At 67.4% G+C, this 14,215-nt stretch carries 13 protein-coding genes and 1 tRNA gene; 6 read left to right on the forward strand and 8 right to left on the reverse strand.

Annotation, left to right across the window (positions count from 1 at the left end):
* Window positions 1-14: 14 nt before the first annotated feature.
* Together ABD151_RS07815 and ABD151_RS07820 are read right to left on the reverse strand one after the other, a co-directional pair.
* The gene (locus ABD151_RS07815) at window positions 15-1,346 is read right to left on the reverse strand and encodes an MFS transporter (RefSeq protein ID WP_343993020.1); all 1,332 of its coding nucleotides are present in this window, start codon (window positions 1,344-1,346) and stop codon (window positions 15-17) included.
* Window positions 1,347-1,463: 117 nt separating this feature from the next.
* Window positions 1,464-1,544 (reverse strand) — tRNA-Tyr (locus ABD151_RS07820).
* 137 nt (window positions 1,545-1,681) lie between these two features.
* Here ABD151_RS07820 and ABD151_RS07825 point away from each other — a divergent pair.
* Together ABD151_RS07825 and ABD151_RS07830 are read left to right on the forward strand one after the other, a co-directional pair.
* On the forward strand, window positions 1,682-2,173 hold the full coding sequence (locus tag ABD151_RS07825) for a YajQ family cyclic di-GMP-binding protein (protein ID WP_343993022.1): 492 nt from the start codon (window positions 1,682-1,684) through the stop codon (window positions 2,171-2,173).
* A gap of 618 nt (window positions 2,174-2,791) precedes the next feature.
* Window positions 2,792-3,640 (forward strand): DUF3800 domain-containing protein, encoded by an 849-nt coding sequence (locus tag ABD151_RS07830; RefSeq protein WP_343993023.1) that lies wholly within the window; start codon window positions 2,792-2,794, stop codon window positions 3,638-3,640.
* Between the two features lie 211 nt (window positions 3,641-3,851).
* Here ABD151_RS07830 and ABD151_RS07835 read toward each other — a convergent pair whose 3' ends face one another.
* The 4 genes from ABD151_RS07835 to ABD151_RS07850 are packed head-to-tail and all read right to left on the reverse strand — an operon-like array spanning window position 3,852 to window position 7,558.
* Entirely contained in the window at window positions 3,852-4,841 is a 990-nt protein-coding gene (locus ABD151_RS07835; protein WP_343993025.1) for a sulfate/molybdate ABC transporter ATP-binding protein, read from the reverse strand.
* The gene (locus tag ABD151_RS07840) at window positions 4,838-5,689 is read right to left on the reverse strand and encodes a sulfate ABC transporter permease subunit (protein ID WP_343993027.1); all 852 of its coding nucleotides are present in this window, start codon (window positions 5,687-5,689) and stop codon (window positions 4,838-4,840) included. Before ABD151_RS07840 ends, ABD151_RS07835 begins: the two co-directional genes overlap by 4 nt.
* Window positions 5,682-6,470, reverse strand: coding sequence for a sulfate ABC transporter permease subunit CysT (cysT, locus tag ABD151_RS07845; protein WP_343993029.1), 789 nt, complete (start codon window positions 6,468-6,470; stop codon window positions 5,682-5,684). Before cysT ends, ABD151_RS07840 begins: the two co-directional genes overlap by 8 nt.
* Window positions 6,471-6,529: 59 nt before the next feature.
* A complete protein-coding gene (locus ABD151_RS07850) occupies window positions 6,530-7,558 on the reverse strand; it encodes an extracellular solute-binding protein (RefSeq protein WP_343993031.1) in 1,029 nt (342 codons plus the stop codon).
* A 390-nt stretch (window positions 7,559-7,948) separates the two neighbouring features.
* Between ABD151_RS07850 and ABD151_RS07855 the strand changes: the two genes are divergently transcribed.
* Together ABD151_RS07855 and ABD151_RS07860 are read left to right on the forward strand one after the other, a co-directional pair.
* Complete coding sequence (locus tag ABD151_RS07855; RefSeq protein ID WP_415629983.1) at window positions 7,949-9,811, forward strand: 2-oxoacid:acceptor oxidoreductase subunit alpha; 1,863 nt, start codon at window positions 7,949-7,951, stop codon at window positions 9,809-9,811.
* Window positions 9,808-10,905 carry a 2-oxoacid:ferredoxin oxidoreductase subunit beta gene (locus ABD151_RS07860; RefSeq protein ID WP_415629974.1) on the forward strand — a complete coding sequence of 366 codons (1,098 nt, stop codon included), beginning with the start codon at window positions 9,808-9,810 and terminating at the stop codon, window positions 10,903-10,905. The genes ABD151_RS07855 and ABD151_RS07860 overlap by 4 nt, the downstream gene beginning before the upstream one ends.
* Before the next feature lie 115 nt (window positions 10,906-11,020).
* Here the strand turns inward: ABD151_RS07860 and ABD151_RS07865 are convergent, their stop codons facing one another.
* Complete coding sequence (locus ABD151_RS07865; RefSeq protein WP_343993035.1) at window positions 11,021-11,680, reverse strand: hypothetical protein; 660 nt, start codon at window positions 11,678-11,680, stop codon at window positions 11,021-11,023.
* 154 nt (window positions 11,681-11,834) lie between these two features.
* Between ABD151_RS07865 and rarD the strand changes: the two genes are divergently transcribed.
* On the forward strand, window positions 11,835-12,743 hold the full coding sequence (gene rarD / locus ABD151_RS07870; RefSeq protein ID WP_343993037.1) for an EamA family transporter RarD: 909 nt from the start codon (window positions 11,835-11,837) through the stop codon (window positions 12,741-12,743).
* Window positions 12,744-12,747: 4 nt separating this feature from the next.
* Here the strand turns inward: rarD and ABD151_RS07875 are convergent, their stop codons facing one another.
* Entirely contained in the window at window positions 12,748-13,233 is a 486-nt protein-coding gene (locus ABD151_RS07875; protein ID WP_343993039.1) for a MarR family winged helix-turn-helix transcriptional regulator, read from the reverse strand.
* A gap of 56 nt (window positions 13,234-13,289) precedes the next feature.
* On the opposite strand from ABD151_RS07875, the gene ABD151_RS07880 reads away from it, so the two are divergent.
* The gene (locus ABD151_RS07880; protein ID WP_343993041.1) at window positions 13,290-14,201 is read left to right on the forward strand and encodes an EamA family transporter; all 912 of its coding nucleotides are present in this window, start codon (window positions 13,290-13,292) and stop codon (window positions 14,199-14,201) included.
* Window positions 14,202-14,215 lie beyond the last annotated feature (14 nt).

The raw sequence follows: 14,215 nt of genomic DNA on the forward strand, positions 1-14,215 counted from the left end.
TTCGGGACAGATCCTCAGATCAGCGGCGCGGAGACCTGATCGCCCTGGCGCAGCCGCGGAACGTGCGTGTCGTCGTCCTGGTTCAGCGCGATGATCGCCCGGCGGCGCCAGCGCAGCATCTGCACGCTGCCGCCGATCCAGAACAGGAACTGAACCGACATCGCCAGCTTGAAGTCGACGAGGGTCCGGGTCGAGCCGTCGCGCGCATGCAGGTCGAGGATCAGGCCGATCAGCGCCGTCACCAGCAGGGTGGCCAGGTAGCCACCCACGTTGACCACCCCGGTCACCCGGCCCACCGCCTGCGGCGAGGTGAAGGTGCGGGCGACGTCGAAGGCGACCATCGACGCGGGCCCGCCGACCGCCGTCACCACGCCCATCACCAACAGCAGCCACAGCGGGCTCTGCCCGGGCCAGAGCAGGACGACGGCCCACACGGTCGCGATCGCGACCACCACCGCGAAGACCAGCAGCGAGCGGTAGAAGGGGAAGCGCTCGATCAGCTTGGCGATCACGATGCCCACGACGAGCACCGAGGCGACCATCACCAACAGCACGGTGGACGCCGTCTCCTCGGAGAGTCCTTGACCCTCGACGAGGAACGGGAAGCCCCACAGCAGGGCGAAGCAGTTGACGCCGAACTGGGAGGTGAAGTGCGCCCAGAAGCCCACCTGGGTGCCGGGGCTGCGCCACACCCCGGGCAGCGAGCGCACCAGCGCGCCGAGGTCGATCTCGCTGACCTGCCGCTCGAGGTAGGGCGAGTCGCGCACCACCAGCAGCACGCCGATCAGGATCACCAGGCCCACCGTGGCGGCGGTGGCGAAGGTGCGACTCCAGCCGTACTCGCGCAGCAGCAGGGTCAGCGGCACCGAGGCCAGCACCGAGCCGAGCTGGCCCACCATCCCGGTGACCTGAACGACCATCGGCACCTGACGCGGGGTGAACCACCAGTTCGCCAGCCGGATCACGCTGGCGAAGATCATCGCGTCGCCGGCGCCGACCACGCCGCGAGCGACCAGAGCCGGCCCGAACCCCTCGACGACGGCGAAGGCGAGCTGCCCGAGGCTCATCAGGACGCCACCCGCCACCAGGAGCACGCGCGGGCCGTAGCGGTCCAGCATCACCCCGACCGGCACCTGCATCGCCGCATAGACCAGCAGCTGCAGCACGGTGAAGGCGGCGAGCTCGGAGTTGGAGATCTCGAAGCGGTCGGTGGCGAGCAGGCCGGCGACGCCCAGCGAGGTGCGGTGGAAGACCGCCATCACGTAGACGGCCAGCGCCAGCGCCCAGACCACGAACGCCCGGGCCTGTCCCAGCGGATAGCGCAGCTCGCGCGTCTCGCCGTCCACCTGTGTTCCCTCCGTCTGCCTGCGCCATTGTCTCTCGCCGGGTGTTCGGCGATCAGTCAGGGCGCAAATGCGAACCGGCCTGCTCCCTGCTCTCGCAGTTCACAGGCCGGCTCTGTGTGGCAGATGAAGGATTCGAACCTTCGAAGGTTTCCCGACGGATTTACAGTCCGCTCCCATTGGCCGCTCGGGCAATCTGCCGCACGCCACCCCCGGCTTGGCCGGGCCGTAGCAAGCAGCAACAATAGCGCAGTGGCCGCCCGAGGCGAAAACCGAGGGCGCCGAACCGAACCGAACCGCTTGCCCGCTACTGACCGGGCGAGGAAGAAGGAGTACCCATGGCTGACTCGTCGTTCGACATCGTGAGCAAGATCGATCGCCAGGAGGTCGACAACGCACTGGGCCAGACCGCCCGCGAGATCGCCACCCGGTTCGACTTCAAGGGCACCGGCGCGAAGATCGAGTGGAACGGCGAGGCCGTGATCGAGATCGAGGCCTCCGCCGACGACCGCGCCTCGGCCGTGCTGGACGTGTTCCAGGGCAAGCTGGTCAAGCGCAACCAGAGCCTGAAGATCGTGGACGCCAGCGAGCCCCGCCAGTCCGGCCAGGTCTCCAAGATCACCGTGAGCCTCAAGGAGGGCATCACCTCCGAGGACGCCAAGAAGATCTCCAAGCTGATCCGCGACGAGGGCCCCAAGGGCGTCAAGGCCCAGATCCAGGGCGACGAGCTCCGCGTCTCCTCCAAGAAGCGCGACGACCTCCAGGCCGTCCAGCAGCTGGTGAAGTCCCAGGACTACGACTTCGCCGTCCAGTTCACGAACTACCGCTGACACTTCCTGTTATCGCCAACAAGGGGTTCGCTGGGCCGCCCAGCCCGCAACGAGTCCGTCCGCAAATCCGGCAAGGATGCGCGGATCAGTTCAGTTGGGCGGCCCTTGATCTTATGCTCGGCAGTGGGCCGTAGGTGGCTATACATCGACAGCGTGATCGTCGGGCCGCCGTTCCCTACGGCCGCTGAAACCGTCACGACGTCACAGCCGGCCGCGACCGGGCCACAGGCGAAGCGGTGCCGGAACGCCTTCTGTCGTTTCGCCGTCGCCGCCAGCGTTGGGCCCATCCATCGCTTCGGGAAGGCAAGCCTTCCGGTACCTCCCGGGCCATACGCGCCCGGCAACGACTTGGTCCGGATCGTTGCGGGATGCACATGGCGTCGGTCGCGATCCGGGAGGAACGGGCCTCCGACGCCATGCCTGCACCGCGTACAGTGGTCGAAACGCTGGCGGACGTGCCTCGTCCAAGAACTACATGCATGTATCTTCTGGTCCACATTGAACTTTTCGCTCCCACATGGTTTCCTTGGTCTTGCGTCAGTGACGCGAACGTTGCACGCGGTGCAACAAGTCCTATGGCCGCCCGTTGGGCGGCCATAGTTGTTTCTTGGAGACCGCGTGCACCTGTGCTACATCGATGAGTCAGGCGACGCGGAGGCGCTGAGGGTCTCAATCCCAAACTCGACGCCGGTCTTTGTCCTCGTGGGGCTGACGGTCGCCTCCTCGAACGTAGCCGAGCTGACCTGGGACTTCCTCCAGTTGAAGAAGGAACTCAACCCCTCACTGCATCGCGACTCGGCAATGCTCAGCGACCTCATCGAGTTCGAGATGAAGGGTTCCACCCTTCGCAAGGACTTCCACCGGCCAACCGCAGGGCGCAACCATCGGCGCCGCGCTCATCGAGTTCTCGACAAGATCTTCGCACTGCTCGAAAAACATGGGTGTCAACTTGTAGGGAAGATCGTCGTCAAGGTCCCGGACGCGCCGAAGCCAAAAACTGACCGTGCCGTCTACAGCCGGGCGATCGCCGAGATGGCTGAGACCTTCCAAGCGCAGCTCGCCGCAGCCGATACCCCCGGCATGATGATCTTGGATGCTCGCACCAAGGTGAAGAACGTGCCGAGCGTCATGGGTATCACGACGCGTAGGTACCGAACCGGGGGCAGCGCGTATCCCCACCTAGTCGAGTCGCCAGTCTTCGGGCACAGTGATACGCATGTCCCGTTGCAGATCGCTGACATCTTGGCATCTGCCGTGTTGTTCCCCATCGCATGCACCGAGTACTGCGGGGACCTCGGATGGAACGTTCATCCGCATGAGCGCTACCGCGAGATCAAGGATCGCTACGGAGTGCGGCTCCAGCAGCTCGAGTATCGATACACGTCCGCAGAGGGTGCTCGGCGGGGCGGTTTCCAGGTGATCGATCCGGTCGGCGGTCGGCCAACGCACCTGCTGTTTCGCGACTGAGGCGAAAATAACGTCGACTGCGTCAGGGACTCTTCGTTCTCCAGCGTCGCGTCTGCTGGCCGCCATTCAGTCCTATCCCGTGGTGCCGTCAGTGGCCGCCGCGTGGCCGTCAACATCGTCGCACCGAGACACCGATCGGCCCCCGAAGCAACTGCCTCGGGGGCCGATCTCGGCACATGATGCCGTCAGCAGCCGAGCGTGCGCCAGCTGCCTACAGGCCGGCGGCGACCCGACGTCCAGGAGGCGAAACCGTGGTGGCGCCGGGGACGGCGTCGAGCCAGACGCTCTGCCCCTCGCGCAGGCCGAGGGCCCGGGCTTGGGTCCGGGTCATCGTGGCGCTGACCGTCTCGCCCTCGTCGGTGAGCACCGTGGCGCGCACCTCGAACCCGACGCGCAGCAGGCGACTGACCTGCCCCTCGACCGATTCGGGGAGGGCCGGGGTGGTGCTGACCGCGATGTCGTGCGGGCGCACGAGCCGACCCGACAGCGAGGTCACCTCGCCGAGGAACGACATCACGAAGTCGTTCGCCGGCTCGTCGTAGAGCTCGTCGGGCGTGCCGATCTGCTCCACACGGCCCTGGTTGATCACCACGATCTGGTCGGCGACCTCCAACGCCTCCTCCTGGTCGTGGGTGACGAAGACCGTGGTCACGTGCACCTCGTCGTGCAGCCGGCGCAGCCAGTCGCGCAGCTCCTTGCGGACCTTGGCGTCCAGCGCACCGAACGGCTCGTCGAGCAGCAGCACCGACGGCTCGACGGCGAGCGCACGCGCCAACGCCAGCCGCTGGCGCTGGCCGCCGGAGAGCTGCGAGGGCAGGCGCTTGGCGAACTGCTCCAGGTGCACCAGCTTCAGCAGCTCGTTCACCCGCTCGGCGATCTCGGCCTTGGGCCGCTTGCGGATCTCCAGGCCGAAGGCGACGTTCTTCGCCACCGTCATGTGCTTGAAGACGGCGTAGTGCTGGAAGACGAAGCCCACGTTGCGCTTCTGCGGCGGCAGCGAGGTCGCGTCGACGCCCTCGATGCTCACCGCACCGGAGTCCGCCGAGTCGAGACCCGCGATGATCCGCAGCAGCGTGGACTTGCCGCCGCCCGAGGGCCCGAGCAGCGCCGTCAGCTGGCCCGTGGGCAGCGAGACGTTGATGTCCTCCAAGGCGACGAAGTCGCCGAACTTCTTGTTGATCCCTGTCACTTCGATGCTCATGTGCGGTCCTCCGGACGGCGGATGAAGGTCACCACCACCAGCGCGAGGACGGCGGCGAGCACCAGCACGAAGGCTGCTGCGTACGCGGTCGACTCGTCATAGCCGGTATAGCGGTTCTGGATGAGGAGGGTGGCGGTCTCGCCACGGAACTCGGCGCCGGGGCTGACGATCTTCACCGCGCCGAACTCGCCGAGCGACCGGGCCAGGCTGAGCACGACGCCGTAGGCGATCGCCCACTTGATGCTCGGCAGCGTGATCCGGCGGAAGGTCTGCCAGGCGTTGGCGCCCAGGCTGCTCGCGGCAACCTCGGCGTCGGTGCCGATCTCCTCCAGCACCGGGATGATCTCGCGGATCACCAGCGGCAGGCTGACGAAGGCGGTGGCCATGATCATCCCCGGCGTGGAGCCGATGATGAAGATGCCGACCGACTCCAGGGACTCGCCGAACCAGCCGGAGCCGCTCGAGTAGGCGAGCACCAGCGCCAGGCCGACGACGACCGGGGAGACGGACATCGGCAGGTCCACCAGCACCGACAGGATCCGGCGTCCCGGGAACTCGTACCGCACCAGGAGCAGCGAGATCCCGACGCCGAAGACCAGGTTGATCAGCACCGCCCAGAAGGCGCAGGTCAGGGTGAGGCCGAAGGCGTAGGTGACGGCCGGGTCCTGGAGGCGCTCCCAGAACGCGGCGAACCCACCCTCGGCGTTGGCCTCCACCGGGGCGAAGGTCAGCTTGACCACCTCGCTGAGCGGCCACACCACCAGGACGAAGAGATAGGTGATCACGAAGATCCGGAGCAGGTACGTGACCGGCCCCTTCTGGCGACGGATCTGCTTGACGTCAGGCACGGCGCGCCACCCTTCTCGAGAAGACGTCCAGCGCGACGATCACCACGACCGCGACCAACAGCAGCAGGACGGCGACCGCGGCGGCCCCGGCCTGGTTGTCGCTCTCCAGGAACTTGAGGATCTTCAGCGAGGCGACCTCGGTCTGGTTGGGCGTGTTGCCGGAGATCAGCACCAGCGAGCCGAACTCGGAGATCGCTCGCGCGAAGCCGAGCGAGGAGCCGGCGGTGATCGCAGGCACCAGGCTGGGCAGGATGATCCGCCGGAAGGTGGTGAACCGCGAGGCGCCGAGGGAAGCCGCCGCCTCCTCGGCCTCGGCCTCCATCTCCAGGAGCACCGGCTGCACGGTGCGGACCACGAACGGGAGGGTCACGAACAGCAGCGCGAGGAAGATGCCCTCGCGGGTGTTCACGATGTTGATCCCGACAGGGCTGTCGGGACCGTAGAGGCTCAGCAGGACCAGACCGGCGACGATCGTGGGCAACGCGAACGGGATGTCGATGACGATGTCCAGGAGTCGCTTGCCGACGAAGTCGTCTCGCACCAGCACCCAGGCGACCAGGGTGCCGACGAAGGCGTTGACGACGGTGACGCCGAAGGCCTGGAAGACCGTCAGCTTCAGCGCGTTGAAGGTCTGCTGCTCGGTGAGCGTGTCGAAGAACGCGCCCCAGCCACCTGCCGCTGCCGCGCCAACGACGGCTGCCAGCGGGATCAGGACCAGGACGCTGAACCAGAGCACGCCCAGCCCCAGGCCGAGGCCCGAGGCTGCCGAGAGCCGGAACAAGCCACCGGAGGACCGGCGCTTGCGCGTCGGTCCTCCAGGGGGTGTGACAACCTCAGTCGTCACTTTGCAGTTGCCTCGGCATACAGCTTGTCGAAGCGCAGCTTGACGCCGTCCTTGCCGAACCACTCGTCGGCGACGGCCTTCCAGCCGCCGAGGTCGGTGATGGTGTCGAGCGAGGCCGGAACCGGGAACGGGTTGCTCGGGTCGTTGGCGCCGTCGACCTGGATGCCGGAGATGTCGAGGTCACCGACGGGCCGGAAGCCCTTCTTCACGAACTCCGTCTGACCGGCGTCGCTGAGCACGAAGTCGAGCCAGTCGGTCGCAACCGGGTCGGCGTCCTTGAGCACGGCACCCGGGTTCTCGATCAGGAAGGAGTGGTCGGGGACGATGTAGTCGAGCTCCTCGCCGTTCTGCTTGGCCAGGATCGCCTCGTTCTCGTAGGTGATCAGCACGTTGCCGACGCCCTTCTTGAACGCCTCGGTGGCCTCACGACCGCTGGCGGCCCAGGAGGTGACGTTGCCGAAGACCTTCTTCAGGTACTCATCGGCCTCAGCCTCGGAGAGTCCCTGCTGCTTGGCGTAGGTGTAGAGCGCCAGGATGTTCCAACGCGCCGCGCCCGAGGAGGCGGGGTCGGCGGTGATCACCTTGACGTCCTTGCGGGTCAGGTCCTCCCAGCCCTTGATGCCGAGGGGGTTGCCCTTCTCGACGGCGATGACCGCGATCGACGCGGAGACGATGCCCTTGTTGGCGCCGGCGTTCCAGTCCTCGGCGACGAGGCCGGCGTCGACCAGGCGGGTGACGTCGGACTCCAGGGAGAAGTGGACGTAGTCGACGTCCTTGCCCTTGGTGTCCGCGACCTTGCGGCTCTGCTCACCGGAGGCGCCGTACGAGCCGGACACCTTGACGCCGTCGCCCTCGTCGGTCTCCCGGAAGGCGTCTTCGATCGCCTCGTTGGCGGCCTGCGGAACCGCGAAGCCCACCAGGTTGATCGTCTTGTCATCATCGCTGCCGCCTGCACTGCTGCAACCGGCCAAGGTCAGCGCACCAAGAAGCGATGCCACCACAGCTGCCTTGAACTTGTTCCTCATGACCACTCTTTCCCACCCTCCCCCGAGGGCGTTTCTCGTTAATGTCGAGGAGATTAGCCGACTTTAGCGAAAAAGACTGCATTTATCGAGATGTGGCCCCGATCACAGCCGCGAACTGTCCGCATGGCGCACCCCGGCGTGCGGCCCGACCAGGGCGGGTCCAGAATGGGAGAGAAGAAATCCGTATATTTGAGGACTGCAGCTCGGCTCCCGCGGGAGAAGGCGCGACCTCGGGCCGGTTCGACGAAAAAGTGGAACAGGTTCCACTTTTGACATACCCTCAGTACGTTTGACATCCATCTGCGCAGGAAGAAGGTTGTGGCGGTGACCAAGCAGGTCAAGCAGCTCGACCGAGTGATCATCCGTTTCGCTGGCGACTCCGGTGACGGCATGCAGCTCACCGGTGATCGGTTCACCCAGGAGTCAGCGGCGTTCGGCAACGACCTCGTCACGCTGCCGAACTTCCCCGCCGAGATCCGCGCCCCCCAGGGCACCATCCCCGGCGTCTCGTCGTTCCAGGTCCACTTCGCCGACCACGACATCCTCACCGCCGGCGATGCCCCCGACGTGCTGGTCGCGATGAACCCCGCCGCGTTGAAGGCCAACCTCGGCGACCTGCCCAAGGGCGCCACGATCATCGTCGACACCCACGACTTCTCCAAGCGCAACCTCGACAAGGCCGGCTACGACGTCAACCCCCTCGACCTGCTGGGCGACGCCAACGACATGCTCGGCGACTACAACGTCCAACCGGTCGACCTGACCGGCATGACGGTCGCATCGGTGGCAGAGTTCGGGCTCTCCCGCAAGGACGCCGCCCGCGCCAAGAACATGTTCGCCCTCGGGCTGCTGTCGTGGATGTACGGACGCCCCACCGAGACCACCATCGACTTCTTGTCCAAGAAGTTCGCCAAGGCACCCGCCATCCGCGACGCCAACATCACCGCCTTCAAGACCGGCTGGAACTACGGCGAGACCACCGAGACCTTCGCCGTCCAATACGAGGTCAAGCCCGCCGTCATGCCGGCCGGCACCTACCGCAACATCACCGGCAACCTCGCCCTGTCCTACGGCCTGGTCGCCGCCGGCGTCCGCTCCGGCCTCCCGGTGTTCCTCGGCTCCTACCCGATCACCCCGGCCACCGACATCCTCCACGAGCTGTCCAAGCACAAGTCCTTCGGCGTCACCACCTTCCAAGCCGAAGACGAGATCGCCGGCGTCGGCTCCGCCATCGGCGCCTCCTTCGCCGGCCAGCTCGGCGTCACCACCACCTCCGGCCCCGGCGTCGCACTCAAGGGCGAAGCCATCGGCCTCGCGGTGATGACCGAGCTGCCGCTGCTGGTGGTCAACGTGCAACGCGGCGGCCCCTCCACCGGACTGCCCACCAAGACCGAACAATCCGACCTGCTCCAGGCCATGTACGGACGCAACGGCGAATCCCCGGTCCCGATCGTCGCACCCGCCACCCCCGGCGACTGCTTCAACGCCGCCGTCGAGGCCGCCCGGATCGCGATCACCTACCGCACCCCCGTCATGCTGCTCTCCGACGGCTACCTCGCCAACGGCTCCGAGCCCTGGTCGATCCCCGCCATCGACGACCTCCCGCTCATCGACCCCAACTTCACCACCCTCGACACCCTCGCAGCTGAGGGGAAGAGCGGCGCCGAGTTCGAGCCCTACGCCCGCGACCCCGAGACGCTGGCCCGGCCCTGGGCGATCCCCGGCACCAAGGGTCTCGAGCACCGCATCGGTGGCCTGGAGAAGGGCGCCGGTCACGGGAACATCTCCTACGACCCCGCCAACCACGATCACATGGTCCGCACCCGCCAGGCCAAGATCGACGCCATCGCCGACTCCCTGCCCCCGCTCGAGGTCGACGACCCCACCGGCGACGCCAAGGTGCTCGTCATCGGGTGGGGCTCCACCTACGGCCCGATCGGTGCCGGTGTGCGCCGGGTCCGCAAGGCCGGCTACAAGGTCGCCCAGACCCACCTGCGGCACCTCAACCCGTTCCCCAAGGACCTCGGCGACATCCTCAAGCGCTACGACAAGGTCCTCGTCCCCGAGATGAACCTCGGCCAACTCTCGATGCTGCTGCGCGCCAAATACCTCGTCGACGCCCAGGGCTACAACCAAGTCCGCGGCCTGCCCCTCAAAGCAGCCGACCTCGCCCACGCCATCGGCGACCTCGTCGCCGAAGCCGAGGGCATCAGCGTGGACCTCACCCAGAACAGCCAGGAGGCGATCTCGTGAGCACCGATCTCGGTCTCCCCACCCTGCGCGGCACCGACGGCGTGCCGACCCTCGCCGAAGGCGAGAAGCTCACCGGCAAGGACTTCACCTCCGACCAGGAGGTCCGCTGGTGCCCCGGCTGCGGCGACTACGCCGTCCTCAAGGCCGTCCAGGGGTTCCTGCCCGAGCTCAACATCCGCCGCGAGAACGTCGTCTTCATCTCCGGCATCGGCTGCTCCTCGAGGTTCCCCTACTACCTCGACACCTACGGCATGCACTCCATCCACGGCCGCGCACCGTCCATCGCGACCGGCCTGGCCACCGCTAGAGAAGACCTCCACGTCTTCGTCGTCACCGGCGACGGCGACGCGCTGTCCATCGGCGGCAACCACCTCATCCACGCCCTGCGCCGCAACGTCAACATGACGATCCTGCTGTTCAACAACCGCATCTACGGCCTCACCAAGGGCCAGTACTCCCCCACCAGCGAGACCGGCAAGGTCACCAAGACCTCCCCCATGGGATCCCTGGACCACCCGTTCAACCCGGTCTCCCTGGCCCTGGGCGCCGAGGCCACCTTCGTCGCCCGCACCATCGACAGCGACCGCAAGCACCTCACCTCCGTGCTCACCGCAGCCGCCGCCCACCGCGGCACCTCCCTGGTCGAGATCTACCAGAACTGCCCGATCTTCAACGACGGCGCCTTCGACGCCATCAAGTCCCCGGACACCAAGGCCGACGCGATCATCCCGCTCGTGCACGGCGAGCCGATCACCTTCGGCCCCCGCGACGCCGACACCGGCCTCGGGGACAAGGCCCTGATCCGCACCACCACCGGAGCCATCGAGGTCGTCCCCGTCGCCGACGTCGCCACCGAGGCGATCCTCACCCACGACGCACACAACCCCGACCCCTCCACCGCGTTCGCGATCAGCCGCCTCACCGACGCCGGCTACCTCCACCAGAGCCCCATCGGCATCTTCCGCCAGGTCGAACGCCCCACCTACGACGACGAGGCCCGCGCCCAGGTCCGCACCGCCCAAGGCGACAACCCCACCGACGCCAAGGCCCGCCTCCAAGCCCTCATCAACGGCAACGACACCTGGACCGTCTAACCCCAATGTGACCTCAGCGCTCACAAAACCACCGAAACAGCGCGCTGAGGTCACATCGAGCGGCAAAGCAGAAGCGCCCGACCGGAGATCCGGTCGGGCGCTTCGCTCATTCGCGTCAGTAGATGCGCGAGGTGATCGTGTGGTAGTTGTTCGTCACGAAGCGCTTGTCGGCCTTGATGACGAGGCGGTACTTGTTGCCCTTGCCGCGCTTTCCGGGCAGGCGGACCGAGTACTTGCCGGCCTTGTCGGTCTTGACCCGCTTGAAGGTCTTCCAGCCGCCCTTCTTGATCTGGACGAGGATCTTCTTCTTGCCGAAGCTCGGCGTGACCTTGCCCTTGGCGGTCATGGTGCGGCTGTTGGTCTTGACCGTCACCTTGCGGAAGACGGACTGCTTGGTCGAGATCGACGACGGCTGGTAGTCGTACTGGGAGTCGCTGCCACCGCTGAACGAGAGCACGTAGGTGGCGTTGCCCGCGGCCTTGAGGTCGAACCAGAAGTAGCCCGGCGAGGTGTCGGTGCCGACGACCTTGTAGGACGACTCGCCGGCAAGCTTGCGCGACAGGGTCAGCGTGCCGGTCGGGTAGCCGAACTCGGACTGCACGTTGCCGCTGATGTAGAAGGAGTCGCCGTACTCGGTCTTGCTCTTGGAGATCTGGCCGGCGATGGCGGTGGCCGACGGAGTGGCAGCCTGGGCCGGTGCAGCGGCCAGGGCGATCGGCGTGAGGCCGAGCAGACCGGCGGCAACCGCGCCGGTGACGAAACGCTTGATACTCATAGTGATTCCTCGGGGTAGTCAGCAGCCCCCCACGGGCTGACGATGGGTGTGAAGTCCGCACTCCTTGTACCGCGCGGCCCCACCGGCTAAACCTTGCCGTGTACACAAACTTCGATGCAAAAACCGGTGGCGGCCGGGGCGTACGCTGCTGAGCGTGGCTGATGAGAAGCGCGGACTGCTCCTGGGCGTGGCCGCCTACGTGATGTGGGGCCTCTTCCCCCTCTACTGGCCGCTGCTGGAGCCGGCCGGTGCGATCGAGATCCTGGCCCACCGGGTGCTGTGGTCGATGCTGGCGATGGGTGCCGTCGTCCTGCTGATGCGCAAGTGGCCGGCCGTCGTCCGGCTCTGGCGGGTCGCGCGCACCCGCTACCTGCTGCTGGTCGCCGCCGTGGTGATCGCGGTCAACTGGAGCACCTTCATCTGGGCGGTCAATCACGGTCATGTCGTGGAGACCTCACTCGGGTACTTCATCAACCCGCTGGTCACCGTGCTGATGGGCGTGCTGGTCCTCGGGGAGGGGATGCGCTCCCTGCAGTGGTGGGCGCTCGGCGTGGCCGCAGCGGCCGTGATCGTGCTGACCATCGACTACGGCCGTCCACCGTGGGTCGCGATCGTGCTCGCGCTCAGCTTCGGCACCTACGGCCTGGCCAAGAAGCAGGCCAACGCCGGCGCGGTCGAGACGCTCACCTTCGAGACCCTGGCCCTCGCCCCGATCGCCCTCGGCTACGTCGCCTGGCTGAGCGCACAGGGCGAGAACCACTTCGGCACCGAGGGAACGTTGCACGCGCTGCTGCTGGTCGGCACCGGCATTGTGACCGCCGTGCCGCTGCTCTGCTTCGGCGGCGCCGCCACCCGCCTGCCACTGGTCACCCTCGGCCTGCTGCAGTACCTCGCGCCGATCCTGCAGTTCGCGATCGGGGTCTGGATCTTCGACGAGAGCATGCCGACCGCCCGCTGGATCGGCTTCGCCCTGGTCTGGGCGGCGCTGATCGTCTTCACCGCCGAGGCGATCGCCCACAAGCGCCGTCAGCTTCGGTTGACCGCCGAGGCCTGCGCGATCTGAGCGCTCAGCCCTCGCCGTCGCCCAGCGCCAACGCCCACGAGCGCAGGATGCGGGCGAGGTGCTCGCGGTCGGCGGGCTCCAGCATCCCCACCAGGCGATGCTCATTGGCCACATGGCGCTCGACGAGGCGGTCCATGAGCTCCCTGCCCTCGGGCGTCAGCCCGATCACCTGAACACGGCCATCCGACTCGGAGGCGCGACGCGTCACCAGCCCGGCCCGCTCCAGGCGCGCAATCCGCTTGGTCGCCGCGCCCGAGGTGATCATGCTGGTCGCGGCGATCCGGCTCGGCGTCGCCTCGTACGGCTCGCCGGCGCGCCGCAGCGTGGCCAGGACGTCGAAGTCGCCCTGGCCGAGGCCCTCCTCGGCGAAGATCGGCAGCAGCTCGCGCTCCAACTGGGCACCCACACGGTGCAGGCGACCGATCGCGCCCAGGGGCGAGACGTCGAGGTCGGGGCGCTCGCGCTGCCACTGCTCGATGATGCGATCCACGCGGTCCTGGTCCACAGATCAGGAATATACCTTCCCAGGAAGGCATTATTGCTTCCATGGAAGGAATCTCGACGCGCAACGTGCTCATCACGATGATCGCTCCGGCGGCCTGGGGCACGACCTATCTGGTCACTGAGCAGTGGCTGCCCCCGGACCGCCCGCTCTTCGCCGCCGCCGTTCGCGCTCTGCCCGCCGGCCTGGTGCTGCTCGCCTGGCGTCGCCAGCTGCCGCCGCCGGGATGGCGGCTCAAGGCGATCACTCTCGGCCTGCTCAACTTCGGCCTCTTCTTCCCGCTCATCTTCCTCTCGGCCTACCACCTGCCCGGCGGTCTGGCCGCCACCATCCAGGCCCTGCTGCCACTGGTGGTGATGGCGCTGGCATGGCCGCTGATCGCCGAGCGTCCCACCGCCGTCCGGGTCGGCGCGGCCCTCGTCGGGCTGGCCGGCGTCACCCTGCTGGTGCTGCGCAATCCCGATGGCACCGACCCCGTCGGACTCTTCGCGGCGTTCGCCTCGGTCACCGTGGCGGCCCTCGGCTTCACCCTGGTCAAGAAGTGGACGCCGCCGGTCGACATGATCACCCTGACCTCCTGGCAGCTGGTGGTCGGCGGCCTCGTGCTGACCCCGGTGGCGCTGATCGTCGAAGGGGCCCCGCCCGCGCTGGACGCTCCGGCCGTCGGGGGCCTGGCCTGGATCGCGATCGTCGGCACCGGCGTCGCCTACGTGTGCTGGTTCCGTGGTCTCCAGCTGATGCCGGCCGGCGCGGTCGCCCTGATCGGGTTGGTGAACCCGGTGGTCGGCACCGCACTCGGGGTCGCCTTCGCCGCCGAGCCGTTCGGCGCGGTCCAGGCGCTCGGCATGGCACTGGTCCTGGGCGGCGTTCTCGCCGGTCAGCGACCGTCCGCCGCGGCCGGACCGGACACCGACACCCGGCGTCCGGCTACGGCTCGAACGGGATCCGCGACATAGTCGCCCGCTCAGGG

The sequence above is a fragment of the Nocardioides dubius genome (assembly GCF_039528155.1).
Classification (GTDB): Bacteria; Actinomycetota; Actinomycetes; order Propionibacteriales; family Nocardioidaceae; genus Nocardioides; species Nocardioides dubius.

What these genes read in the sequence shown, in the direction of transcription:
- ABD151_RS07825 (WP_343993022.1), top strand. Translation starts at nt 1,682, where the DNA reads ATGGCTGACTCGTCGTTCGACATCGTGAGCAAGATCGATCGCCAGGAG.
- ABD151_RS07835 (WP_343993025.1), bottom strand. Translation starts at nt 4,841, where the DNA reads ATGAGCATCGAAGTGACAGGGATCAACAAGAAGTTCGGCGACTTCGTC.
- ABD151_RS07850 (WP_343993031.1), bottom strand. Translation starts at nt 7,558, where the DNA reads ATGAGGAACAAGTTCAAGGCAGCTGTGGTGGCATCGCTTCTTGGTGCG.
- ABD151_RS07855 (WP_415629983.1), top strand. Translation starts at nt 7,949, where the DNA reads ATGCAGCTCACCGGTGATCGGTTCACCCAGGAGTCAGCGGCGTTCGGC.
- ABD151_RS07865 (WP_343993035.1), bottom strand. Translation starts at nt 11,680, where the DNA reads ATGAGTATCAAGCGTTTCGTCACCGGCGCGGTTGCCGCCGGTCTGCTC.
- ABD151_RS07880 (WP_343993041.1), top strand. Translation starts at nt 13,290, where the DNA reads ATGGAAGGAATCTCGACGCGCAACGTGCTCATCACGATGATCGCTCCG.